Source organism: Halosolutus halophilus (genome assembly GCF_022869805.1).
Taxonomy (GTDB): Archaea; Halobacteriota; Halobacteria; order Halobacteriales; family Natrialbaceae; genus Halosolutus; species Halosolutus halophilus.
In genome coordinates this window covers 4152417-4177216 of record NZ_CP094974.1, presented here as the reverse complement: position 1 = coordinate 4177216, position 24800 = coordinate 4152417, and the positions used below count along the sequence as shown (strand labels likewise).

Sequence of the window (24800 nt, the reverse complement as noted above, 5' to 3'; positions counted from 1 at the left end):
CGGAATCTGCGCCGATCAGCGCGCGAGCGATTCGATCAGCCGCTGGGGCAGGCCGAAGAGCAACTCGCGTAGCCCCATCGGTTCGTCGTCGGCCCGGAGTCGCGATCGGATCCGCTGGCTGAACAGTTCGACCGAGATGATCAGCAGGAAGATACACAGCAGCGTCGCCATCGCGTTGGTGAACTGGAACAGGCCCTGCTGGACGTCGAGGATCTCGCCGAGGCCGCCGGCCCCGATGATCCCCAGGGAGACGGCGATCCGGACGTTGATCTCGAAGATGTACAGCGTCCAGGCGATAAAGGAGGTCCGTACCTGACTCAGCATCCCGAACACGATGACCTGCGGACGGCTGGCCCCGGTGGTCTCCATTGCCTCGATCGGCCCGTCCTCGATCTCCTCGAGTTCGTCGGTGAACAGCCGCCCGAGGTTCCCGATCGTGTCGGTGCCGACGGCGAGCAGCGCGGCCAGCGGCGTCAACCCGGCCAGCGGAATGTAGATCAGCGCCCAGACGAGCGCCGGGATCGACCGGATCGCCGACATCGTGCTCCGGAACAGGAAGTTGAGGGGGAAGGGAGTCACCCGCTCGGAGCCGAGGATGCCGAACAGCAACGCGAGCGGGAAGCCGAGGATCGTCCCGGCGAACCCGATCGCCAGCGTGATCCCCGCCTCGCCGAAGATCGAGAAGATTCCGAGGCTGGTCCCGAAGACGAAGTTGATCGGATTCGCGACGAACTGCTCGAAACTCGCCGGATCGAAGAGGAGGTTCCGGTCGGAGATGAACGCCCAGTACTGCTGGACGTCGAGGAACGGGAGCCAGCCAGCGTACAGCGTGATCGGGAAGAAGTCACGGAGTGATTTGAAGAAGAAGCCCCACTGGTAGCTCTCGCTGAAGAAGCCGACCGCGCTGAGCGCCTGGACGAAGAGAAAGCCGACGACGGCGACGAGCGCGGCGGCTCCGGCGGCCTGAACGCGGCGGGAATGGCGGATTCGATCCAATCGATCGACGACGCGGCTGCCGGCGGTTTCGTCCACCGGCTCGGGTTCGGCTGCGGTGCTCCCGCTCATCAGACTGCCCCCTGGTTGTCGACGGCGGAGGACCCGTCGTCGTCCACCATCACCACCATCCCCTCGGTGTCGATATCGCCGTAGATCTCGTCGATCGCGTCGATCGTGAGTTCGTCGCGATAGCCGTCGAACACCTTCGTTCCGTCGCGGAGGCCGATGAACCGTTGGCCGAACTTCCGGGCGAGGTTGACCTGGTGGAGACTGACCATCGCGGTCAGGCCGCGATCGGCGGCAGCAGCCCGGAGATAGGTCATCACCTGCTGGGCGCTGCCCGGATCGAGGCTCGCGACCGGTTCGTCGGCGAGCAAGACGTTCGGTTGCTGGACGAGCGCCCGGGCGATCCCGACGCGCTGTTTCTGGCCGCCGCTCATCTGGCGGGCTTTCTGCTGGGCCTCGTCGAGGAGGCCGACGGTCTCGAGCGCCTCAAGCGCGCGGATCTTCTCGTCGCGGTTCTGGAGACGAAGGAGGCTTCGCAGGAAGCCGTTCCGGCTCAGCGAGCCGGTGAGCGCGTTCGAGTACGCGCTCATCTGGCCGATGATGTTGTGGCTCTGGAAGATCATCGCCACGTCGTCGCGCGGGCTCGTGATCCGATCGCCGTCGATAGTGACGGTGCCGTCGGTCGGGGTCGTGAGCCCGTTTATGCACCGCAACAGGGTGGACTTCCCCGACCCGGAGACGCCGAGAACGACGACGAACTCCCCCGCGTCGATCTCGAAAGAGACGTCGTCGAGTGCGACGGTGTCCCCGTACGCTTTCGTAAGCCCGTCCACTGTTATCTGGCTCATAGATAGTGAAAGCTAGCCCGGGACACGTTACGAAATATCTTCGAATTCGAGTCCGAGTTCGTCGAGGACCTCCTTGATGGGATCGTAGTCCTCGTGGCTGCCCTCGACGACGCTGGAGAACCAGAGTTCCTCACCTTCGTAATCATCGCCGTGACTGAGGTCCTCCGGCTCGGCGTTGAGGATGGCTTCTTCGACGTCCTCGCGAACCGGGTCGTCCCAGTTCGATCGGGCCATGATCGGAGCCCGTGGAAGCGGATCGGAAACGGCCAGCAACTGTAGTTCCTCGTCTTCGGTGCCCGCGTCCTCGTACTCCGTGGAGATCTCCGCGAAGTCGTCCGAGAGTTCGTCGAACTGCTCCTGTGGAACGTAGGGTGCGGTGGAGAACGCGCCGGTCGACGCCGCCGCGACGTCCGGGTTGTTGAGCAGTTGTTCGGCCGCCGTGCTGTGATCCGAGTGCTGGGCGGTGAAGTCGACGGGATCCCCATCCGGCGCGGAGCCGGTATCCAGTCCGGCTTTCTTCAGCATCGTCATCGGCACGAGCGTCCCCGAGACGGAGAGCGGTGACGCCATCGCGATCGTTTCCCCCTCGAGATCGGTCAGTTCCTCGATGCCGCTGTCGGGCGTGGTAGTGATCAGCGAGAAGTACTGTGCGGCACCGTACGCGACGCGGATTCCCACGACGTCGGCGACGCCGCGACCCGCGACGGCGGCCGACGGCGACGTGTCCGCGAGGTGCGCCCGATCGCTACGAATCGCCTGCAGCGTCGCCGCGTAACTGGCCGCCCGATCGAGACTGATCGTTACGTCGACTTCGGACTCGATGTGGTCGACCAGCGGTTGGTACTGCGATCGAATGTCGACGTCCGACTCCGCGGGATTGAGGATCATCGTGATCTCGTTGCTCCCATTGTCGCCGTTGCCGTCGGCTCCCCCCAGACAGCCGCCAGCCATCGCTGCGAGGCCGACAGCACCGCCCGACTGCAGCACGTTTCGTCGCGTCACGCGTCGTCCGCCTGTTGTGCGAGGCATACCGTGGAGATTCCATTTCAGATACAAATATCTTTGTAAGTCAGGTATCCGTGACTATATACGCCCGGTGACTCCGCCAGTTACAGCGAATTTTCCCAGTCGTTCCGTTTTCTTCATCCTGTATAGTATATCATTATGTACCGGAACGCGGTACATCTGTCGTGGCGGTACGATGCGGCCGATCGCGGCCGTCGCCGTGGGCGAACGCGCACTTCACTACACCTATTCGTCTCAGCCGCCTACGGACTGGCAGGAAATGGCCCGGAAAGACGACAACTACCCCTCCCGGTCTGTTGTAACTACTAACTGAACGCGTCTCCATCTGATCGAGGACTCTGATTCAGTCCCCCAGTTCTCGGAGCTTCTTCTGCACCTGCGTGTAGACTTTCGGGTGCAGATTCATTCCCTCATCCACGAGGTCGTACAGGAGATCGGTTGCCTCATCCGCCGTCAAGTCACCTTCTTTCGTACATCTGAGCAACAGCGTCGTCACCCACCAGCACTCGACGCCGTGACTTCGGGCAACCTCGATCAGCCCTTTGTCGTTAGCGAGAAGGATCTCCTCGTCAGCCTCTGCCAGCAGGATCACTGACGCGTCGGCCACCGCAATTCCCTCCATCGACGCCACTTCGTCGGCTGCGTCCGGTATTCCGTGAACAGCTACGTCCGCCAGAAACTCGTCGAGCGTCGCGGTACCACGCTTACCCTCAGTGAGGACTTCTTCCCGAACTCCTTCTGTCGTCCGAATATCATCGAAGGCGGTCGAGACGAGGTCGAGTCGCCCGACCCACGCGAGCGGAATCAGCGCGGAGGAATCGACGACAACCATTAGACGCGATCGAGATCGCGTTCGAGGTCGGCCGTCGTGTACCCGACGTCGATCCCCTCTTCGGAGGCGAGGGTCAACATCTCGACGTACGAGACGTCTGCCAGCTCTGCTGCCTTCCGCAGCGTAATGCGGTGGTCACGGAGCTGGTCGAGTGCCCGCTCCTTGCGCCAGTCGGAGAGGCCCTGTCGGATCAGACGGCGAAGCACCTCCGACCGATCAGCACTCAACTCCGTCTCGAGTTCGGCGAGGGCCTCCTCGTCGTCCTCCGGGATGCGCGTAGTGACCGTTTTCATCGTTACGATCCACTACGTTACGATACGCAATAGATGTAACGGAGAATCGTCCCCCGCTTCGAGTAGTGAATCGCCTCGGGGTCACGCCCCGAGGTATTCTCCTATGCCGCTGATAAATTGACGCACCGGGTGGACACCTCGATCCGAAAATCTACGGACGGAACGAGCCGAATGCCTCGGGATCGTTCGAAAATCGTCGATTTCGTGGTTCGGCGAGAGCGGAACTCTCGTCGAGTTCGCAGGATCTTCGCTCACGCTTGGTGATGAGACGCTTCTGCAGAGCCCGACGGCTGATCGATACTATCCGACGTGCCTTTCCGAGTCGGGGGCATCTCATTCCGTATGAACGCAGATCCACCGACCGTTCCTACGCAAAACGTGACACGGGGTTCGATGACGTACCTATGACACGACGCGACGACTACTACAACAGGGCGAAACAGGAGGGGTACCGCTCGCGGGCGGCCTACAAGCTCAAACAGCTCGACGAACTGGAGAACGTCATCTCGGGCGGCGACACCGTCGTCGACCTCGGTGCCGCACCCGGCGGCTGGCTACAGGTCGCCGCCGAGAAGGTCGGCCCGACCGGGACGGTCATCGGCGTCGACCTCCAGCGCATCAAAGACCTCGACGACCCCGACCTGAACGATCGGGTCGAGACGATTCGCGGCGACATGACCGAGAAGCGAACCCGCGAGCGCGTCGTGGACGCCGCCGGCGGAACGGTCGACGCGGTCGTCTCCGACATGGCACCCAACATGTCCGGCGAGTACTCGCTCGACCAGGCCCGATCGTTGCACCTCGCGCGACAGGCGTTCGAGACCGCACTCGAACTCCTCGACACTGGCGGGAACTTCGTCGTGAAGGTCTTCGAGGGTCCCGACGTCGACGACTTCCGGGCAGACGTCGAAGCGGAGTTCCAGTACGTCCGCGCGACGGCCCCGAAGGCGACCCGGGACGAGTCCTCCGAGATCTACCTCGTCGGGAAAGGCCGGCTCACGGCCCCGATCCGGGCGGGCGACGAACTCGAGGTCGAAATCGTCGACGTCGGCAGCGAGGGCGACGGGATCGCCTCCGTCGACGGCTACCGGCTGTTCGTCCCGGGGGCGGAGGACGGTGACACCGTCCGGGTTCGCGTCGAGGACGTCAAACCGAACTTCGGGTTCGCACAGCGACTCGATCGGGACTGAACGCCGATCGATCGACGGTCGCGTCGGCGTCGACGGTCGCCCGCGATCGCTATCCCGCTGCAGGCCAGTGACAGTCGCTATCCCGCTGCAAGTCGTCCGCGGTCGCTGTTCACCCCAGTCGTTCGCGTCACCCTCCTAGTCGGCCAGTTCGTACTTGATCTCGACGCTCGCGATCGATTCCTCGGCCGTTCCCACGTAGAGTTCCTCGATCCCCTCGAACACCTCGTCGGAGAGCTGTTCCGGTTCCACGGCCCCCGTTTCGGCGGCCGTCGCGAGTTCGTCGTAGAGGTAGCCGATCGCCTCGTGGAGCGCGCGCTGGGTCGCGTCGGTCGCCGGCAGTTCGATCGTCTCGGTAGCCGTGTGGTCACACTGGTCGCCGCTCGGTGCTGACATTACCACTGACATTCACCGGCGCTCATTTAGTTGCTTTCGCCGATCGCTAACACTAGTCCTCCGTCTCGAGTCGATCGTGGCGCTCGTCGATCTCGTCCAAGATGTCGAGGGTTTTCCGGATCGACGCACGGATGGCGTCGCTGCGGTTGACGAACTTCCCGTCGTCGCCGACGTGGTCGTCGAGATCGTCGAGCAACTCCTGTGGAATTTCGACGCTGATCTTGGGCATGTGCGGGGCGTTCGAAGGCGGACGCCTTAAGAGTCGCTGGTGCTGCGGCTCGCTTTCGTCGGAGCCCGCGTCGGGGCGGCCGCAGTCCGGACCGCAGACGGGTCGATATACCACGGCGTGGGTCTCCCCGCGAACGCGGGACCGCGTCGTCTTGCGCGGACAGGAATGCGGCGCGTCTCCCGATCGGGCTCTCGCCGACTCGAACGCGATCTGACTGCCGTCGAATAGCCGCTGTTCCGGTCCGAACGCGAGTCGACGCCGTTATTCGATCGCTGTGTTGGCGTCGGCGTCCGGATCGGGCGTCGCCTCGGAGCCGCCACCACCGCCGAAGAGGCGCCCGCCGGCGGTGAGCACGTAGAGGACTGCCAGACCGAGCAGGTATGTCAGCGCGATCGGGATCGCCACGAGCAGCATCGTCAGGATACCTTTCGGGCTGGCAAACGCGGCGACGGTGAAGACGCCGACGACGACCGGTCGCCACCGATCGAGCATCGTCCGGTAGCTGATGATGCCGCCGACGTGGAACAGCGCCATCGTGACGAGGATATTGAAGAGGAAGCCGACCCCGAGGGTCGTGTAAATCACGAGCCACGAGAAGCTGTTGACCCGGTAGGAGACGACCATTCCGTTCTCGAGCGCGTCGGTGATGAGATACGAGATGACGGCCGGTGCGATCCAGTAGAACCCGAGGAAGAGTCCCAGACCGAAGCCGGCGAACAGCGTCCCGCCCCAGACGAGGAAGACCCGTTGATCACCGCGGACGAGGCCGCGTTCCCTGGCCGCCGGCCATCCCCAGTAGAAGATCAGCGGCACGACGGCGATGAACGCGAGGATCGTACTCACCTTCACCATGAAGATCAGCACCTCGACGGGGTGGAGCGCGACGACGAGCCCCATCTCGTTTATCAGTTCGGTCAGTTGGGCCGGCGAATCCGCGGCGGCGATCTCCGCTGCGTCCATGTCCGTGACCTCGGCGAGGACCTCGTCGGGGACTCGATCGACGAACTTGGCGAGGATGACCCCGAACGCGCCCTGGTACATCGCGAGGAACGAACCGGCGAGGACGGCCATGAACACGCCCACGATGTAGATCGTCTTCGAGGTGAGGCTGTCGACGATGAACGCCAGGTCGTAGGCGTAGCCGCCGATATCTTCCTCGGTCGTCTCCTCTTCGGTGAACGGATCGAGCATCCCGGCAGCGGTACTCGAGAAGACGCTCTCCTCGTCGTCACCCCCGCTTCCTTCGGCGGCCGCGGCACCCCCGGACGCGGTCCCGGCCGTCCCGCCTGCACCGCTTCCCTCGCTCTCCGCCGCGTCCCGTTGTTCCTGAAGGCGATCGAACCGGTTGAGGATCGCCTCCGCCTTCGCCCGGTCGTCGTCGTACATCGCCTGTCGGGAGTACTCGAGGGCCTCCTCTTCTTCCATCGCGAGGAAGACCTGTGCCGGAACCTCCTCGACGTCGTCGGCCGCGAGCGTCTCGAAGTCGACGTCGTCGGGGTCGTCCGCGCTCCGGATGTCGCCTTCGCGGGGGTAGACCGGGGACTGCAACACCTTCACCGTGTAGCCGACGATCACGAGGAAGCCGACGACGGCGGCGACGATCGCACCGACCGCGGCGTCGCCCAGCAGGCCGTACTCGACTGCGATCGACTCGAGCCCGAACGCTCCCTCGGGCCGGTAGGGTGCCGGGAACAGCGGGTAGACCGACTCCTCGAGCTGATCGAATCCGTCCCGGTTGACGAAGACGCCCGTCGTGACGGCGACGATCGCCAGCGCGGTGACGAACTGGAGGAGCCGCCGTTTCACGAGTCCGGCTCCCGTATCGAGTTCGGCCGCACCGCGGCGACGAATGTTGGTGACGACCTTCGCGAGACCGAGGCTGAAGACGTAGAGGCCGACGAGCGGCAGTGCCCACATGACCAGCGTGAACGGGTCCGGCGGGGAGAACACCGCGCCGAAGACCGTGATGGCGACGATCGCGTGACGCCACTTGTCCCGGAACTGCTCGTAGGAGACGATCTCGGTGTAGGAAAGGACGCTCATGAGAAGCGGCAGTTGCGCCGCGAGACCGAACGAGAGGGTCAACAGGGCGATGAACTCCGTGAACTCCGTGATCCCCCAGCTCGGGGTGACGCCGGCGTCGTGGGCGACGGCACCGAGGAAGTCGAACGCGTAGGGGAAGAAGATCGCGTAGGCGTAGGTCACGCCGATCCAGAACAGGGTGAACGAGGTTATGACGAGCCCGGCCACGTACCACCGGGAAACGGGGACGGCCGACTGGACGCCGCGACGGCGGAGCGCGTCCCGGGAGAAGTAGAGCAGGGCCGGTATCGCCATGAGGACCCCGACCAACATCCCGATCTTCGCCTGTAACAGGATCACCTCGAACGGCGTCCGGGTGATGATGCTGGTCGCGTCCGCGACCTCCTGGCCCATCTCCGCTTTCGCCGTCGCCTCGAGGAAGTCCCAGATGAACACTCGCAGGGCGTAGAAGGAGCCGATGAAACCGATCACGAACACGATAAACACCTTCTGAAGATGCGTCTGCGCACTCGAGAACAGTGCGCCAAGCGTCTCCCGGCCGGAGTTGATGGCTCGGGCTGTGTCCTCGTCGACGGCAGAACTCATTGACTGGTGGTTGGTAACTGACATCCAGTTATCAACCTTTCGAGTAGGGCGAGCCACCGAGTGCGGGACGCGAGTCTTCCAGCGTCCCTTGTCAACTCTTCACAGTCTCTGTAAGAAAAAGGCCTATAACCGCCGGCCTATCTATATCCCGATAGATGTCGGACGAGCCGGAGGAGAGGACTGCCGCGGACGGGTCCGACGAGCCACGGGTAGACCCCGACGAACGATCGGTCGAGTCAGCCGAGCGCGACGACGAGTCCGACACCGAGTCGTTTTTCGGGGACGACGTTAGCTCCGTCTTCAGTGACGAACCGGGCGACGGCCCCGACGAGGAGAGCCCGTCGTTCACGGCGGACGCCGAGACGGACGATTCGATCTTCTCCGACGACGCCGCGGCGACCGACGATACTGAGCCGACCGCGACCGACGATACTGAGCCGACCGCGACCGACGAACCGGCCGAGGGCGAGCCGACTGCGGCCGACGACACCGCACCGGCCACACCCGACGATCCGACCGAGGCCAGGACCGACGGCGAAGGCGTCGTCAGTGATCATCCCGATCCCGGCTCCGGCGGGCCGGGATATCCGGAGGACGACGACATCGGCGGCATCTCGACGCCGCCGGACGACGAGGAGATGCCCCTGGCCGATCACATCGAGGAGATGGTGCTCCGGCTCGCGGTCGTGTTACTGGTCGGTGCGGCCGGGACCGCGATCGGGCTGCTGTGGGCCTCGGAGGCCATCGAACACATCTGGCTCAACGTCTTTCCGTACGCCATCGACGAGGTGCCGCCGCCGCACCTCTACCACCCGCTGGAACTGTGGCTGACCCGGATCAAGCTCTCGGCGCTGCTCGGCATCATGGTCGCCCTGCCGGCGTTCGTCTACGAGTGTTACCTGTTCATGCGACCGGGGCTGTATCCCCACGAGCGCAAGTACTATCTCGCGGCCGTGCCGACGAGCGTCGTGCTCGCCGGGCTGGGCATGCTGTTCTCGTACCTGCTCGTGCTGCCGGTCCTCTTCCAGTACTTCACCTACTACGCTGAGGGGAGCGCGAACATCGCCTACGCGCTCGGGGAGACCTTCAACCTGATCATCACGCTGACGGGCTTTCTGGCGATCGTTTTCCAGATTCCGCTGTTCATCATGCTCGCGATCATGATGGGCGTGACGACCCGTCGCTGGCTGGTCCAGAAGCGGCTGTACTTCTGGGCGGCGTTCGCGGGGCTCTCGTTCATGTTCACGCTCGATCCGACGATGATGGCGCCCGTCCTCGTCGCCGTCACGATGATCCTGCTGTTCGAGGGGACGCTGCTGGTGTTGAAGTGGGTCGGCCGGGAGTGACGGACCGTCGGCTCCGACGCCGGGCGGTGTCTCGGGTCGATTACCGATGCTCGCGAGTCCGATCGGTGGCGTACTCGAGCGCGTTTTCGAGCGAACCGGCCCCGTCGTAACTGGCCGAAAACAGGGTCATGAACTGGCGCCCGATCCGGATACAGCGTTCGAACCGGAGGACGGTCCTGACCCGGTTCGACTCGGAGAACTCGAGCCCGGGATAGCTCGTCACGGTGAGCGTGTAGCCGGGGTGCTCCTCGCCGTCGAGCGAGGCCGGGGCGACTTTCACCCGGAGGTCGCCCGACTCGTGACGGTAGATCCGATACTCCAGTTCTCGATCGCTGTTGGCGGCGGTATAGGTCCGACGCTCTTCGATCGTCCAGTCCGGCGGCAGGTCGGCGTCCATCGATCACCAGTACCCGTGGAAAGGCTACGTCCGTATCGCATTGTGCAATATTATCGGATAGTGATTCAGAAATACTTCTATTGGTTGGTTCACGACGCAAGATTGGGTTATATTCTGGACGAATGTCTCTCAGTGTCGGGGCGATTCGGACGATCGAGAACTCCGGGCCGGCGAGCGGGTCGTCGCGGGGCCATCGATCGAACCGGCCGCGCCGGCGGTCGTCAGTCGTCGGTTCCCGAGTCGGCCGCGAAGACGTCGGAGACGACGGGGTCGTCCGATCCACGTTCGGACCCCTGGTCGGTCCCGTGACCGCTTTCGTTCTCGTGGGCGTTTTCGTGCTCGATCTCGCCCTCGGGACTGACGCTCCCGGTCCGGTAGCCGTGCAGGTCGAGCGTGACGTGGTCGAAGCCCAGATCCGAGAGTTCCGCGCGGACGGTCTCGACGAACTCCAGTTCCAGCGCCCGATCGAGTTCGGCCGGCGAGACCTCGATGCGCGCGAGGCCGTCGTGGTCGCGGACGCGGAACTGGTCGAACCCCCACTGCCGGAGCAGCGCTTCGGCCCGCTCGACCCGTGTGAGCCGGTCTTCGGTGACGGACAGCCCCGTGGGAATGCGCGAGGAGAGACAGGCCATCGAGGGTTTGTCCGCGACCGAGAGGTCGTAGTGGTCGGCGATCGCCCGGACCTCCTCCTTCGTGACGTCGTGGGCCAGCAGCGGCGAGTAGACGTCCAGTTCCTCGACCGCCTGCAGGCCGGGCCGGTGACCCACACCCGGATCGTCGGCGTTGGTTCCGTCGCAGACGGTCTCGATACCGAGACCGCGGGCCGTCTCGAGCATCTCGCCCAGCCGCATCGTCCGGCAGTGGTAGCAGCGATCGTCGTCGTTCGCGACGAAGTCGTCGCTCTCGAGTTCGGAGAAGGCGACGATCTCGTGGCGGATACCGATCTCCTCGGCGACCCGTTTCGCGTCCGCGAGTTCCGCTTCGGGGAGGGTTTCGCTCTGTGCGGTGCAGGCGACCGCGTCCTCGCCGAGGGCGTCGTGGGCGAGCGCGGCCACCACGCTGGAGTCGACTCCGCCGGAGAAGGCGACCAGCACGCCGTCGTAGGTTGCGAGATCGTCGCGGGCGGCCTCGAGTTTCGCCTCGACCCGTGTCATGGCCCCCCGTTCGCACCGGACGGGCAAAAACGCGTTGTCGTCGACCCGATCGCTCGGACCGATAGAGGATCCAGAACAGCGACGGTTGGTCCCGGACACAGTGGTACAGCGGCGCGACCGATCGGCGGGGTCGACTGCATTAGACAGCGCGCCGGATGGTTAAGGAGCCGCCAGTGGTACACGTCCAGAACCGATGTCTCTACGAAATCGAGTCCGACGGCTGCGGTCGACGAGGGAACCCCGGGAAGGACCGCAGGCGACGTCCCAGCAATCGCGGGCGGAACACGCGATTTACGCGACGATTCGCGGGCTGCAGGCGGGGTTCGTCGCGACCGTCATCATGACGGCGTTCCGGCTGCCGATCATGCGATCGCTGCCGCCGTCGGCGAACTTCTGGTCCCAGTACGTCACCGGAGGCGATCCCGAGGAGCATCCGATCGCCGGACTCGTCTTGCACTTCGCCTACGGGATCCAGGCGGGCGCGCTCTTCGGCGGCCTGTTCGCGCTACAGGACGCGGAACGGTCGATCGAACCCGAACAGCGGGGCATCATCTGGGGCATGATCTACGGGATGGCGCTCTCCGCGTTCGGCACGCAGATCGTGCTGAAGGAACTGCTCGGGATTCGACTCGACAGCGACGAACTCGCGCTGTTTCACGCTGGACACCTCGTCTACGGGCTCTCGCTGGGCGCCTGGGTCGGGTCGCGAACCGAGGGCGTCGAGGATCCCGAGACGGAGTACGAGTACGACGACGGAAACTGAAATCTCTACGGTGACATCCCCCGCGGCTACAGCCCTGGGCTCTCACAGTGCTACCACTGGGCAGAGCAGTCGTGCGATCGGGGGTACGAAACTGAACGGCGATCAGGAAACGAGTAGCGCTGCATCAGTGACACTCCGTCTCGAGGATCAGCCCTCGTAGCCCGCGTGCACCATGAGATCCGCGAAAACGTCGGTATCCATCGCGTCGCGATAGACGATTCCGTTGACCATCCCGCCGGGATAGACGTTGCCGTTCATCGCGTGGTGGACCTTGTGACAGTGCATGAGGTAGATGCCGGGGTCGGCGTCGGCCTCGAATTCGACGGTATGGCGTTCCGCGGGGGCGATGTTGGTAACGTCCTGTTCGTACTGGGCCGCCTCCGGGATCTGGCCGCCGTCCTTCTCGACGAGACGGAATCGGTGGTTGTGCGTGTGCATGGGATGAGACATGTAACCCGCGTTGATCATGTGGAGGCGAACTGTATCGCCGTGATCGACGATGATCGGCGACCCGTCTTCAGGGTGGAGCGTTCGCGGGAGACTCTTCCCGTTGATCGTGAACACGTCCGGGTTGCGCTGACGCGGGCTGTAGTCTACATCTTCGCCGGCCAGCTGTCGGTTCACGCGCGAGTCCCAGTCCTTGAGGGTGAAGAAGTACTCCTTGTCGGCCGGTTCGTACCCCTTCGGATCGACCCGGAAGATACCGTACATCCCCATATCGATGTGGCGATGGGTCTGGTAGTGGCAGTGATAGAGGTGCGTTCCAGGGACGTTCGCGGGGATCGTGTAGGTGTGTTTTTCGCCGGGGTCGACCGTGATACCGGTCGTCGTCGGCACGCCGTCGTTCTCCCAGGTCTTCTTCGCCCCGTGGAAGTGCAGCGTGTGCGGCATGTCAGCGCCCGTGTTGTCGAGGGTCACTTCGATGTCGTTGCCCTCGGTCGTCCGGAGGATCGGCCCCGGCACGCTCGGCTTTCCGTCGTCTGCCTTGAACGCCCAGACCTGCGGGAGCTCCACCGGACCTCCCATCGAGTCCATGGGATGGACGGCGTGCTGGGCCGTCACCGACCGTAGCGTCACGCTACCGCCCTGCTCGTCGACCTGTACGACCTCCGGTGAACTCGTCCACGGCAAACCAGACTCGGACGAGTCGGCGGGCTCCTCGGTCGACTCCGCCGGCTCGGTGCCCTGCACGGCCCCCCGACTCGTACAGCCGGCCAGGCCGGCCAGCGTCGTTACGCCGCCGGTCGCAGCAACGAATTCGCGTCGCGAGAGACCCAATCCAGGTGCGCCAATACGATCACTCATACCAACTCGACGTAAGAAGAGCCGGCGTATAACGGGCCGAGCCCGTTCTTATCGATCGGGAAGTGACGTGAACATGTTCCCCGAGACTACGTAAACGACGGCTGCACGATCGGATGTGCGCTGACTTTCGGTGGCTACTGTCGACCTCTCGACTCGAACCGTTTCCGTCTGTAGAATCGCCCGGTACCGGGTTCAGGGTTCGATCGTACCCAGTAACGCGTCGACGTCGGCCTCGAGCGCGTTCGCGTACTCGAGTCGCAGGTCGCGGGCGTCGCCCCTGGTGACGTACTGTCGACCGTCGATCCGCGTCGCGATCGGGTGGTAGTCGCCGATCGAGAACCCCATGCGATCGAGATAGCCGGCGACGCGGTCGTCTTCGAGCCCGTCGTGGATGGCGGCCTCCGCGAGGTCACAGGTGGTGTCGAAGTCGGGGAGCGAGATGCCGTCGCTCGTGACGCGGCCGGGCGCGTCGCCGCTTCGGTCCTCGATCTGCACGTTGGTGTGATGGAGGCCGTCCATCACCGCCCGGAGTTCGCCGGTCAGTCGAAGGAGTTGACTCGGGAGCGCCGCGTCGGGCGATCGCCACTCGACGGTCGGCATCGACTCCCGCAGTCGGATCGGCGTCCAGACGACGTCGTCGGGCGAGAAGTGCTCCTCGACCGCCGCCTCGTCGACGCCCGCCCCGATCGCGGCCGACTTGAACTCCTCGAAGCGGTGCTCGAGGCGGCGGTGCCACTCGCCGACGTTCTCGACGTACGCCCAGAGCTGACCGTGTTTCGGGTACCGGTCGTACCCCTCCTTCCGGTACCAGTAGGCGCGTGCGCCGTTCGCGACCCGCTCACCCCGGACGTACGGCGACGAGTTGACGAGCGCGAGCGCCGGATCCAGTGCGATGAGCGTGTTGAGCTGGTCCGTGACGTTTCGCTTCTCGACGTGGACGTGGGTCCCCGCACAGTGCTTCGCACAGTCGAAGTCCGACCCGACGACCCGCTTCTGGATGCGGCCCCGTTCGCCGGGCCGACGCGTAATCCCGTCGCAGTTGATCGGCGTCCCCAGCGGGACGAGCCGTTTGTCCAGTTCCTCGGCACGCGAGAGGACGGCGTCGAGTTCCTCGAGGAACCGGTGGCGAAGCTCCTCGATCGACTCGCAGGGCGGCGTCTTCAGTTCGAACAGCGGTTCGACGAACTCCTCGACCGTCCGATCGGAGACGTCGGTGAGTTCGCCCGGCGACGTGAGGTCGCCGTCTCGATCGATCACCCAGTATTCGACCTCGATGCTCGTTTTCATTGCTCGCGTCCTTCGAACGGGAACTGCTCCGGCGGTTCGGTACCTGCTACGGCGATTCGATCGAGTCGGTCGGTGAAAATTGGCGTCCGTACTCCGTTATCACAGTTCGAACGTGTTTCTCCGAATCGATCGGGCCTGCAGCAGCCTGCTGTATTTGACGTGGCCGGAGCCGACGGTCGAGCGAGCGGTTGTCGATCCCTCTACATAACGGTCCGTCCCGTCGACTCTCGTTCGAGACGGGGCCGTTCCTCGCGAACCGCGAACGGCGCGTCACGGGCCGTCGTCGGGCCGATACGCGGCGTTCCCCGTCCGCGGGTGGTGTGTGGCGGAGCCACGCCAAGACGTTTTGCCGTGTTCGTGGAAGCGCCGCGCATGCCCACGACGCTCGAGATAGCACAGTTCGTTCGGGAGACCGACTCCGACGACCTCTCCGCCGACGTCCGGGACGCGCTCAAACGCCGGCTCCTCGACTCGATCGGCGTCGCGATCGCCGCGGAGGGTGCCGAACCGCCCCGGGCCGTCTATCGAACGGTGACGGACCTCGAGGACGACGGGCCGTGTACGCTCTGGGGTCGCGACGGCGGTGCGTCGCCGGTGCAGGCGGCGATGCACAACACCGCGCTCGTCCGGTACCTCGGTTACGTGGACTCGTTTCTCGCGCCGGGCGAGACCCCCCACCCGAGCGATGCCGTCGGCGCCGTCGTCGCCGCCGGGGAGTACGCCGATCGATCGGGATCGGACCTGCTCGCGGGGCTCGCGATCGCCTACGAGATTCAGGCCGAACTCGCGTGGAACACCCCGGTCCGTGAGAAGGGATTCGATCACGTGACCCACACCGTCATCTCGGCCGCCGCGGGCGCGTCGAAACTCCTCGGACTGGATCTCGAGGAAACCCGGAACGCCATCGCCATCGCCGGAACCGCACACAACGCCCTGCGGGTAACTCGCACCGGCGAGATCAACGAGTGGAAGGGACTCGCGTCGGCGAACGCGGCGCGCAACGCGGTCTACTCGGTGATGCTGGCCACGAACGGGATCGCTGGGCCGCGGAACCTCTTCGAGGGACAGCAGGGGTGGGAGGACGTGCTCTCGGGGCCGTTCGACGTCGACCTCTCGCCCGGCGAGCGCGTCCACGACGTGATGACGAAGCGCTACGTCGGCGAAACCTACGCCCAGTCCGCGGTCGAGGGGATCATCGAACTCGCCCGGCACCAGGACCTCGATCCGGCCGCCGTCGCGGGGATCAAACTCGAGACGTTCGCCGGCGCGAAGCGCATCATCGGCGGCGGCGAGGGCAACCGCTACGATGTCGAGACGCGGGCCCAGGCGGACCACTCGCTGCCGTACATGCTCGCCGCGGCGCTGATCGATCGCGACCTCTCGCTCGCACAGTACGACCCCGAGCGCATCCGGCGCGACGACGTGCAGGCGTTGCTCCGGATCGTCGACGTCAGCGCGGATCCCGAACTCACGGCGCGATTCGAGGCGGGCGAGATGCCCGCGATCATCGACGTCACGATGGACGACGGCACCACATACCGGGTCGAGAAGGACGCCTTCCGCGGCCACCCGACGAATCCGATCGGCTGGGACGGCCTCGAGGAGAAGGTCGACGCGATCGCGGGCGAACACCTCGCGGACGGCCGTCGCGACGATCTGGTCGAGACGATCCGGCGTCTCGAGGAACACGAGGTGGCTGACCTGACGGGGGTGCTGGCGTAGCGGTCCCGTCTGGAGCCGGGACCCGGTCAAGTCCACCTGACGGAGGCCCAACTGAAGACTCCGACCAATGAACTCACACAACTCACGGAACGATAGACTAGCTCTCTCCCGCCGTCGAGCACTGCGCGCCGCCGGGATCGCCGCCGTCACCACGACCACCGGCTGTCTCGGCTCGGTCCGCGAGGGCATCGCGTCGAGCGACGAGCCGCCACTGACCGAGCACGACGGCGAGGTGCCGACCCAGACGATTCCCGACGGCGCCGTCCAGTTCCGCGGTTCGGTCGAGCGCTGGGGGTACTACCCGGACGAGCGCGTCCCCGACGCGGTCGAACGCGAGTGGCGCTTCGACGAACTCAACCAGATCGACCACAACGCCGCGAAGGCGAGCGCCGTTCCGCTTCCCGACGGCGGGGTCGTCCTGCCCGGCGACACCGGCCACGTCAGGGCGTTCGAGCCAGATGGCGAGGTGCGCTGGACCGCCGAAACCGACCTCGAGGACCGCGGCGTCCACGGCACGCCCGCGGTCGTCGGCGACACCGTTTACGTCGGCGCGTACGACGGGATCTGTTACGCCTTCGACGCCGCCACGGGCGAGGAGGTGTGGCAGACCCGACTCGGCGACTACATCGGTTCCAGCCCGCTCTACTTCGACGATCGGCTCTTCGTCGCGGTCGAGTACTCCGGCTACGACGGCAGTATCTTCGCCGTCGATCCCGGGGACGGCGCGGTGCGCTGGGAAGACGCGGAGAGCCGCCCGGACGAGCACCCGCACTCGACGCCGGCGATCGACCCCGAGACCGGGACGCTCGTCGTCGGAGCGAACGACGGACTCCTCTACGGATGGGACACGTCAACGCTCGAACTGGCGTGGACGTTCGAGACCGACCCGCACAACGACACGGACGGGGAGATCAAGGGCCCCGTCGCGACGTACGACGGCGGCGCATTCTTCGGCTCCTGGGACGGGCGCATCTACCGCGTCGACCTCGAAGCCGGCACCGAGGACTGGTCGTTCGACACGGGACGATCGGCCATGACCGGCCCCGGGATCGATCCGACGCTGAACGCGGTGTTCGCCGGCAGCCACGACGGGAACATGTACGCGTTCGACGCCGACACCGGCGAGGAGGCGTGGCGCTTCGGGACGGACTGGCGGATCCTCAGTTCCCCGACGGTCTGTGCCGATCGGCTCGTCTTCGGGTCGGACGATCGCACCCTCTACGCGGTCGCGAAGCGATCCGGCGAGGAGGTCTGGCACGTCGACCTGGACGGCTACGTTTCAAGCACGCCGCTGGTCTACGACGGCGCGATCTACGTCGCCGAGCGCGCGCCCAACCCGCCGGACCCGGAGGAGGATCAGGACGAGTCGGAGATCGACACCGACGGCGGCGGCTACAAGTTCGTGGCCGCCGAGTGAGACGCCGTGAGCCGTTTCGGTGGGGCCGTCCGATCGCGGGTGGCGAGGGGTGATCGCGAGTGACGGGTGGACGTGTCCGATCGCGAGTGACGGGGTGAGGATTACCGGTCTCCGTCCCGTTGGATCGATCGATGACGGTCCGACCACACTCCGGGCAACGTCTCGCCCGTCTCGATCGGCCGACGGCGACCGAGCCGACCCGGCTCGCGATCCTCTCCGACGTCCACCTCGCGACGGACGCGACCGGGACGTGGAAGGTGTTTCACCGCACGGAACGGCACCTGCGCGGTGCCGTCGCGGCCGTGAACGATCGGGACGTCGACGGGGTGGTCGTCGCGGGCGACCTGACGCGCAACGGCGTGCCCGCGGAGTTCGACCTGTTCGACGACCTCGCCGCCTTCGATCCGCCGGCAGTCGCGGTGCCGGGCAACCACGACTTCCCGACGACGTTCGACGAGCACGACTCGCTTCCGATCAGGAAGTTCGAGGAGCGGTACACGCCCGGCGGGCTCCCGTTCCGGATTCGGTTCGGCGACCTCGCCGTGTTCGGACTCGACAGCCACGCCGCGACCCCCGGGTCGCCCGCGGAGACGTGGGACGGCCGGATCGACGCGGAACAGCTGATGTGGCTCGACGAGGTGTTGACCGACGCCGACGCCGACGCGTCGATCGTCGTGGTCCACCACAACCTCCCGGCGACGGGCGACCTCTACGAGCGATACCGCGCGGAGTTGCCAGTCGCCGGCGAGGTCCCCGGATTCTCGAACCCCGAACCGCTGGTCGACCTCCTCGTGAGCCACGACGTCGCGCTGGTCGTCACCGGCCACCTCCACTTCCCCGCGATCGAGCGCGCCGACGGCGTGACGGAACTCACCGTCCCGGCGGTCTCGTCGTTCCCGCACGGCCTCCTCGTGCTCGAGATCGACGATCGGGGAACGGTCGTTCGGTTCGTCCCGTTGACGAACGGCGACGGAATGGTCGAGTCTATCGCGCACGGCTACGAGAAGGATCGGGTGTTGCTCTCGGCGGCGCAGTTGGCGACGTTCCCGCTCGTCGACGACTTCGCGTAGGTGCCCGTCTGCACCGCTGTGCCGCGATTCGCCGTCCTGAATCTGCAAGGATAACGCCGATCGGTCGGCCGATCGTAGATTCGGCTATGACGGGCTACGAGATGCACGAACCCGAGTTCTCGGGGACGACCGCCGAGGAGTGGGACGACCCGCAACTCGAGGACTTCGACACCGATGACCTGGGGGAGGTGGCGGCCCACTTCGTCCTCTCGGCGTCGGGATTCCCGCCGGAGAACTTCACCGATCTCAAACTGCCCGTGGTCGATCCCGGGGGCGACCTGAACAAGAACGCGCTCAGCACGGCGAAAAGCGGCGGTCGCGGCGTCGGTGCGATCGAGGATCTGGACGACGAGAAAGCCGAGGAGACCGAGGACCTGATCGACGACCTGGCCAACGACCACTTCGAGGACGCGGACTTCGGCGACTAGCGGCGGTCCCTCGTTGAACCGTCGACTACGCCGGCTTCGAGGCCGACGAGCCGCCCCGTCCCGCCCGGAGCAGTTTGACGACGCCCTGTGCGGCGAGGCCGACCACCGTCCACTTCCAGGCGAGGACGGCGACGCCGAGTAACGCGATCGCGCGCGTCCGATTCCCGCGATCGAGCGCGGTCTTCGCGTCTCTCAGCACCGAGACGACGGTCAGCGATCGGGTCGCTTTCGAGTGGAGGAGTTTCGTGAGTCCCATACCCGTCCTTGCACCGCTGACGGGATAACGGGCCCGCCGGAGTCCGCAAGCCATCGCGTGGGCGTCTCGGTAACCGGAATGCCAGTCCGCGAGCAGGTGCCGGCCGCGTCTGTCCTCCCGAGCGGCCTCTGTCGGCTGGCCGGGGCTTTTTCCGGCTCTCCGTCGTCGGCTCTCGTATGGTGTCGTTCGACGAAGAGCAGGCCGAAGCCGAGGCGCTCGACCGGTTCCAGGAACTCGGACTCTCCCAGTACGAAGCCCAGACGCTGATCAATATCCTGCGACTCGGGACGGGAACCGCCCAGGACATCACCCGCGTCAACAACGTCCCCCGGACTCGCGTGTACGAAGCGGCCGATCGACTCCACGAACGGGGATTCATCGACATCCTGCACACGACGCCGCGAAAATTCACGGTGGTCTCGGAGGAGACGATCATCCGCACGCTCAACGTCGAACGTGAGAACACCATTACCGAACTCGCGGAGTGTCTGGAGACGATCGGGCCAGCCCAGCCCCAGCGCGAACAGTTCGGCGTCTGGACGGTCACCGGTCGGGAGGCGGTGTCCTCCCGCATCGACGAGTTCATCGCCGACGCCGAGGAACAGATCGTCTACATGACCGTCGACGAGTTGCTCACCGACGAGCACCTCGACCGGATCGAGGCGGCCGCCGATCGCGGGGTCGAGATCTATCTTGCGGGCATCTCCGACGACGTACAGAACCGTATCCAGGAGACGGTGCCGTCGGCCGAACTGTTCGACACGCTCTGGGAGTGGGAAGAGACACCTGCCGGAAGCCTGTTGATTACCGACGAAGAGACGGCGCTCGTCAGTGCGCTCGTGGACGGCTACGCGAACGAGACGGAGATCGAAGAGACGGCGATCTGGGGGGCGGGCGACCGAAACAGTCTCGTCGTCGTCCTTCGAGCGATCTTCACGTGGCGACTCGACGGCGATCGAGCGGAGTGAGTTTCTACGGGCGTTCTCTCGGCGAGGTGACCGGTTCGATCAAAATTCTGAACGACACAATTACCGCCAGACGCGCTGTCAGGCCGGTCGCCCGATCGTGTACAGGAACTGCGGCGTCTGGCCGGCCGCTCGCGGCGCGAAGAAGTCCGTGACCGCGTCGTCGTAGAACGTCAGCCCCGTCCCGCCGAGGTCGCGGTGGGCGTAGGTTCCCAGGTACAGGCGACCGGCAGTCAGCGACGCCTCCAGCTGGGCGACGCGGTAACCCCGATCGCCGAGCGCATCGACGATTTCGTCGAGATCGGTCACGAAATAGAGACAGACTGCGGCGTCGGCTCCCAGCCGCTGATCGAGCGCGAGGTGGCCCGCCTCGCTGCGGAACTCGCCCGCCCGTAGCCGCTCGAGGTTGCCCTCGTCGGGATGGTAGTGGTAGGCCCCCGATTCGAGGCCGTCGACCCCGTTGACGAGCAGGTAGGGATCGACGAACGACAGGGGCGGATCGGCCGCTCGCCCGTTCGAGGACGAACGAAGTGAGTCCTGACGCCGTACGTCCATTGGAACCCCGCGAACGGCCCGATCGAGCACGGTCGACAGCTTTCGAAAGCTGATCGGTTCGCGATTGTACTCGCGACAGGAACCGCGGCGCTGGATCGTCCGGTGCAGCGGCCGACTCGACGCCGTCTCGTGATCGACCGGATCGAGGGGGATCCGCTCGCCGTCGCCGGAGTCGCGCGTCCCGATCGGCCCCGCGGGCCGATCGGCGCGCCACGATGCGGCTTCGTCCCCGTCGGCGAGCGTGCCGGCGGCCCACGCCTCGTGGATCAGCGGAAACTCCCTCTCGGTCGGCGAGAGCGGTTCGGTCTCGGGATCGATCGGCTCCTGACCGGTCGCGCCGGCGGGGGACGAGTCTGCGCCGTCGCCGATCGGGACGATTTCGAGCGGCGCTTCACGCTCCGGGGCGACGCCGAGCAGGTCGGCCACGGGCCGGTCCGCGAATCCGGTGACGACCTCGGCCCGGTAGTCCAGCGCGTGGGCGACGGCGAGCAGGTTCGCGAGTGTCGTGCCGGAGTCCCAGAACGCGTGCCGGAAGGTCCGATCGCGGTACTTCCAGGCGTTGCGCCACCACGTCGAGGTCGTGACGATCGAGAGCGGTGCGTTCGCGACGCCGTCGTGGTCCGCTGCGTTCGCGAGAACTCCGCGGCAGTCCTTCTCCCGGAGCACGTCCAGCGACAGCGTCCCGGGATCGAAGTGGTAGACGCCGGCGTCGAGCGCGGGTTCGTCGCGGTTCGAGGACGACGTCGCCGCCCCGGCGAGGTCCCCACAGACCACGTACAGGTCGACGTGGTACAGCGCGCCGGTGGTCGCCGCGGCCCGGAACAGGAGGGTGCGATCGCGACGGTCGATCGACTTCGTGATCCCCGCCGCGTAGTAACAGAGGGCGGTGACGGTCTCGAGGTCCGGCTGTCGGTCCCGGTCGAGGTCGCGGTCGGGCGTCGACTCGGCGATCGCCGAAAGCGCCGGTTGCTGGGGCGGGCGGACGCGATCGGCGAGCGCCCGTTTCGGCACCCCCACGTACTCCTTGTACGGCCGCGGCTTGTTGTCGAAGTTCAGGCCGTGACTGCCCTCGCGAACGCTTCTCGGTGAGTGTTTCGTCCGTTCGTGGTACTCGCGGGCCCCGACTGGCATGGGTGTCGGTACCACGCCATCCCGGAAAAACGGGCGGGAGCTTTTTCTCGCTTCGATGGAATAGGCCGGTCGAGAACATGGACCTCGAGTCGATTCCGGGCGTCGGCGAGAAGACGGCCCGGGCGCTGTCGGAACTCGACGAACCCGAACGAGCGTTGCGGGCGGGTGACGTCGCGCGGATCGCCGAGGCACCCGGGATCACGCAGGGGCGGGCGGCCCGCATCGCACGCGGCGCGATTCGCCGCGAGCACGACGATCCCGGCGGCTTCCTCGCGACCGATCGCGCCCGCGAGGTCTACCGCGAGGTCCTCGGCCTGCTGAAAGGTCGCACCGTCACCGACTACGCGGCCCAGCGCCTCGAGACGGTCTATCCGAGTCCGAGTCGATCGCGCATCGAGGAGGTGCAGGCCTTCGCGGCCGACGCGATCGATCGGGACTACGACGCTACCGTGCTGGACGCGCTCGAAGGGGTCGAACCGCTCGCGACGCCGGGCGACGTCCGGGTCCGGGAACGCTGTCTGGCGACGACCGACGCCGAGCGCTACGCCGAGGCGCGCGAGGCGATCCCGGAACTCTCCGTCGAGGTCGTCGAGGACGCACAGGGGCTGGCCGAACTCGCGCGCGGCTACTCGACGGTCATCGCCCTCGACGAGTCGTTCGCCGGCGTCACCGTCGACGGGGAGGTGCAGGTCCGGCCCGACGCCCTCGAGACCCCTGCGGAGGTCGTCCCCGAACGCCCGCTCGCGTTCTTCGCGCGGAACCGGGACCGCCTGCAGGCGGCGATCGCGGTCCACCGCGCGGCCGACCTCGACCCGGCCTGCGACCTCGACGCGCTGGCGGACGGCCTCTCGCGGCTCGACGAGGACGGGACGGTCGCGGGCGACGACGAACTCGATCGGCTGACGACGGCGGTCGACGACCTGGACGCGGCGACGGGGACGGCCGAGAGCATCGCCAACGATCGGCTCCGGGAGGCGATCCGCGAGAAGGACGTCACGATCGAGGGTTCCGACCTCCTCTCGCTGGTCGAACGGGGCGCGGGCGTCGACTCGCTGCTGTCGCGGGAACTGGCCGACGAGTACGCCGCGGCGGTCGAGTCCGCCCGCCAGCACCTGATCGAGGCGCTCGACCTCGATCAGGGCGAAGCCGAGATTGCCCGGCGCGCATTCGGCGACGAACCGACGTTTCCGGTCGAGCGCGACGAGGACGCGATCGGTCGGCTCCGCGAGGAACTTACCGCCACGAAGGAGCGCCGCGCGGGCCGGCTCAAGCGCGACCTCGCGGCCGATCTGGCCGATCAGCGCGACGGGGCGCGCCGGCTAGTCCGGGACGCCCTCGAACTCGACGTCGAACTCGCAATCGCCCGCTTCGCCCGCGAGTACGAGTGTACGATGCCCGAGTTCGTGTGGGAACCCAGCGGGACCGAGGGAGAGCCCGCGGGCTTCGCGATCGAGGGCGGCCGGTCGCCGCTGCTGGACGAACCGCTTGCGGCGATCGATCCCGTCGACTACGCGGTCTCGGGGGTCGCGCTCCTCTCGGGAGTCAACAGCGGTGGCAAGACCTCGACGCTGGACCTCGTCGCGAGCGTCGTCGTGCTGGCACACATGGGACTGCCGGTGCCCGCCGAGGACGTTTGCCTCCGGCGGTTCGACGACTTCCACTACCACGCCAAGACCCAGGGGACCCTGGACGCGGGGGCCTTCGAATCGACGGTCCGGGAGTTCGCCGACCTCGCGCAGGGCGGCGAGGGGTCGCTCGTCCTCGTGGACGAACTCGAGAGCATCACGGAACCCGGAGCCAGCGCGAAGATCATCGCTGGCATCCTCGAGGCGCTCTCGGAGAACGGCGCGACCGCGGTGTTCGTCTCGCACCTCGCGGGTGAGATCCGCGAGATGGCCGACTACGACGTCACCGTCGACGGGATCGAAGCCGTCGGCCTGGTCGACGGCGAACTCGAGGTAAACCGATCGCCGGTGAAAGACCACCTCGCCCGATCGACGCCCGAGTTGATCGTCGAGAAACTCGCCGGCGAGCGCGAGGCGCGGTTCTACGATCGGCTGCTCGAGAAGTTCGAGTAGCGTTCGCGTCCCGGTTCCGCGTCCCTCTGTCTCCGGGCTCCGGGCGCTCCCGCTGGGTTCGAGCGCGTGCTCGTTCCCGATCGACGCCCGATCGGCCGATTCGGTCGCGAACGTCCGGGAACGCCGTCACTTCGGTCGCGGCCCCTCCAGTGGATGTTGACTCCCCTCGATTACGTCGAGCGCCCGCTCGAAGGCGGCCTCGACGTCTCCGAACTCGCCTTCCTGTGTCCACTCCCCGTCGGGAGTGGCGGTGTAGACGTCGAACCCGCCTCCGCGGTACTCGTGGGACTCGACGTACAGTTCTTCGTCGACCGTGCCGTCGTCGTCGACGAGGAGCCAGACGCCCAGTTCCTTCCCGCCCTCGAGGTCGCGTCGCCGTTTCCAGTGCATAGTTCGAGCTACGATTCCGAGAGACGTATAGCTGGTCCGGGGCCTCCACTCCCGTCCCTGATCCGAATCTTCGACGACGGTGGGGCCGGTATTCG

The 24800-nt window shown here is 66.1% G+C and carries 24 protein-coding genes; 9 read left to right on the top strand and 15 right to left on the bottom strand.

From position 1 onward, the window contains the following. Positions 1–15 precede the first annotated feature (15 nt). The 5 genes from phnE to MUG98_RS20610 form a co-directional block, all read right to left on the bottom strand. Positions 16–1065, bottom strand: a complete 1050-nt coding sequence (gene phnE / locus MUG98_RS20630; protein WP_265109298.1) for a phosphonate ABC transporter, permease protein PhnE — start codon at positions 1063–1065, stop codon at positions 16–18. Beyond that, positions 1065–1850: a phosphonate ABC transporter ATP-binding protein gene (gene phnC, locus MUG98_RS20625; protein WP_265109297.1), complete on the bottom strand. Its 786-nt coding sequence runs from the start codon at positions 1848–1850 to the stop codon at positions 1065–1067. The genes phnE and phnC overlap by 1 nt, the downstream gene beginning before the upstream one ends. 27 nt (positions 1851–1877) lie before the next feature. Beyond that, entirely contained in the window at positions 1878–2879 is a 1002-nt protein-coding gene (locus tag MUG98_RS20620; protein WP_265109296.1) for a substrate-binding domain-containing protein, read from the bottom strand. A 340-nt stretch (positions 2880–3219) separates the two neighbouring features. Further along, a complete protein-coding gene (locus MUG98_RS20615; RefSeq protein WP_265109295.1) occupies positions 3220–3708 on the bottom strand; it encodes a PIN domain-containing protein in 489 nt (162 codons plus the stop codon). After that, positions 3708–4001, bottom strand: a complete 294-nt coding sequence (locus MUG98_RS20610) for a UPF0175 family protein (protein ID WP_265109294.1) — start codon at positions 3999–4001, stop codon at positions 3708–3710. Before MUG98_RS20610 ends, MUG98_RS20615 begins: the two co-directional genes overlap by 1 nt. A gap of 404 nt (positions 4002–4405) precedes the next feature. On the opposite strand from MUG98_RS20610, the gene MUG98_RS20605 reads away from it, so the two are divergent. Further along, on the top strand, positions 4406–5191 hold the full coding sequence (locus tag MUG98_RS20605; RefSeq protein ID WP_265109293.1) for a 23S rRNA (uridine(2552)-2'-O)-methyltransferase: 786 nt from the start codon (positions 4406–4408) through the stop codon (positions 5189–5191). 135 nt (positions 5192–5326) lie between these two features. Here MUG98_RS20605 and MUG98_RS20600 read toward each other — a convergent pair whose 3' ends face one another. The 3 genes from MUG98_RS20600 to MUG98_RS20590 form a co-directional block, all read right to left on the bottom strand. After that, positions 5327–5584, bottom strand: a complete 258-nt coding sequence (locus tag MUG98_RS20600) for a hypothetical protein (RefSeq protein ID WP_265109292.1) — start codon at positions 5582–5584, stop codon at positions 5327–5329. A 52-nt stretch (positions 5585–5636) separates the two neighbouring features. Beyond that, positions 5637–5813: a ribbon-helix-helix protein, CopG family gene (locus tag MUG98_RS20595; protein ID WP_265109291.1), complete on the bottom strand. Its 177-nt coding sequence runs from the start codon at positions 5811–5813 to the stop codon at positions 5637–5639. A gap of 261 nt (positions 5814–6074) precedes the next feature. Then, positions 6075–8441, bottom strand: a complete 2367-nt coding sequence (locus MUG98_RS20590) for a twin-arginine translocase subunit TatC (RefSeq protein ID WP_265109290.1) — start codon at positions 8439–8441, stop codon at positions 6075–6077. Positions 8442–8596: 155 nt separating this feature from the next. Between MUG98_RS20590 and MUG98_RS20585 the strand changes: the two genes are divergently transcribed. Then, a complete protein-coding gene (locus MUG98_RS20585) occupies positions 8597–9787 on the top strand; it encodes a twin-arginine translocase subunit TatC (protein WP_265109289.1) in 1191 nt (396 codons plus the stop codon). Between the two features lie 40 nt (positions 9788–9827). On the opposite strand, the gene MUG98_RS20580 is transcribed toward MUG98_RS20585, so the two are convergent. Together MUG98_RS20580 and larE are read right to left on the bottom strand one after the other, a co-directional pair. Then, positions 9828–10184: a hypothetical protein gene (locus MUG98_RS20580; protein WP_265109288.1), complete on the bottom strand. Its 357-nt coding sequence runs from the start codon at positions 10182–10184 to the stop codon at positions 9828–9830. A gap of 221 nt (positions 10185–10405) precedes the next feature. Continuing rightward, positions 10406–11338: an ATP-dependent sacrificial sulfur transferase LarE gene (gene larE, locus MUG98_RS20575; protein WP_265109287.1), complete on the bottom strand. Its 933-nt coding sequence runs from the start codon at positions 11336–11338 to the stop codon at positions 10406–10408. 193 nt (positions 11339–11531) lie between these two features. Between larE and MUG98_RS20570 the strand changes: the two genes are divergently transcribed. Then, on the top strand, positions 11532–12101 hold the full coding sequence (locus MUG98_RS20570; protein ID WP_265109286.1) for a DUF6789 family protein: 570 nt from the start codon (positions 11532–11534) through the stop codon (positions 12099–12101). 147 nt (positions 12102–12248) lie between these two features. On the opposite strand, the gene MUG98_RS20565 is transcribed toward MUG98_RS20570, so the two are convergent. Next, a complete protein-coding gene (locus MUG98_RS20565; protein WP_265109285.1) occupies positions 12249–13406 on the bottom strand; it encodes a multicopper oxidase domain-containing protein in 1158 nt (385 codons plus the stop codon). A 192-nt stretch (positions 13407–13598) separates the two neighbouring features. Further along, a complete protein-coding gene (locus MUG98_RS20560; RefSeq protein WP_265109284.1) occupies positions 13599–14693 on the bottom strand; it encodes a glutamate-cysteine ligase family protein in 1095 nt (364 codons plus the stop codon). A gap of 372 nt (positions 14694–15065) precedes the next feature. Between MUG98_RS20560 and MUG98_RS20555 the strand changes: the two genes are divergently transcribed. From MUG98_RS20555 to MUG98_RS20540, 4 genes are all read left to right on the top strand, one after another. Beyond that, positions 15066–16415: an MmgE/PrpD family protein gene (locus MUG98_RS20555; RefSeq protein WP_265109283.1), complete on the top strand. Its 1350-nt coding sequence runs from the start codon at positions 15066–15068 to the stop codon at positions 16413–16415. Between the two features lie 67 nt (positions 16416–16482). After that, positions 16483–17832, top strand: coding sequence for an outer membrane protein assembly factor BamB family protein (locus MUG98_RS20550; protein WP_265109282.1), 1350 nt, complete (start codon positions 16483–16485; stop codon positions 17830–17832). A gap of 131 nt (positions 17833–17963) precedes the next feature. Then, positions 17964–18902, top strand: a complete 939-nt coding sequence (locus tag MUG98_RS20545) for a metallophosphoesterase family protein (RefSeq protein WP_265109281.1) — start codon at positions 17964–17966, stop codon at positions 18900–18902. An 86-nt stretch (positions 18903–18988) separates the two neighbouring features. After that, entirely contained in the window at positions 18989–19330 is a 342-nt protein-coding gene (locus tag MUG98_RS20540) for a hypothetical protein (RefSeq protein ID WP_265109280.1), read from the top strand. A gap of 25 nt (positions 19331–19355) precedes the next feature. Here MUG98_RS20540 and MUG98_RS20535 read toward each other — a convergent pair whose 3' ends face one another. Then, on the bottom strand, positions 19356–19586 hold the full coding sequence (locus MUG98_RS20535) for a hypothetical protein (protein WP_265109279.1): 231 nt from the start codon (positions 19584–19586) through the stop codon (positions 19356–19358). A 176-nt stretch (positions 19587–19762) separates the two neighbouring features. Here MUG98_RS20535 and MUG98_RS20530 point away from each other — a divergent pair, with 176 nt between their 5' ends. Next, complete coding sequence (locus tag MUG98_RS20530; RefSeq protein WP_265109278.1) at positions 19763–20554, top strand: TrmB family transcriptional regulator; 792 nt, start codon at positions 19763–19765, stop codon at positions 20552–20554. 78 nt (positions 20555–20632) lie between these two features. Here MUG98_RS20530 and MUG98_RS20525 read toward each other — a convergent pair whose 3' ends face one another. Then, positions 20633–22237, bottom strand: coding sequence for a SagB/ThcOx family dehydrogenase (locus tag MUG98_RS20525; RefSeq protein WP_265109277.1), 1605 nt, complete (start codon positions 22235–22237; stop codon positions 20633–20635). 77 nt (positions 22238–22314) lie between these two features. Here MUG98_RS20525 and MUG98_RS20520 point away from each other — a divergent pair, with 77 nt between their 5' ends. Continuing rightward, positions 22315–24315: a MutS-related protein gene (locus tag MUG98_RS20520; protein ID WP_265109276.1), complete on the top strand. Its 2001-nt coding sequence runs from the start codon at positions 22315–22317 to the stop codon at positions 24313–24315. Positions 24316–24441: 126 nt separating this feature from the next. On the opposite strand, the gene MUG98_RS20515 is transcribed toward MUG98_RS20520, so the two are convergent. After that, the gene (locus tag MUG98_RS20515) at positions 24442–24705 is read right to left on the bottom strand and encodes a hypothetical protein (protein ID WP_265109275.1); all 264 of its coding nucleotides are present in this window, start codon (positions 24703–24705) and stop codon (positions 24442–24444) included. Between the last annotated feature and the right edge of the window lie 95 nt (positions 24706–24800).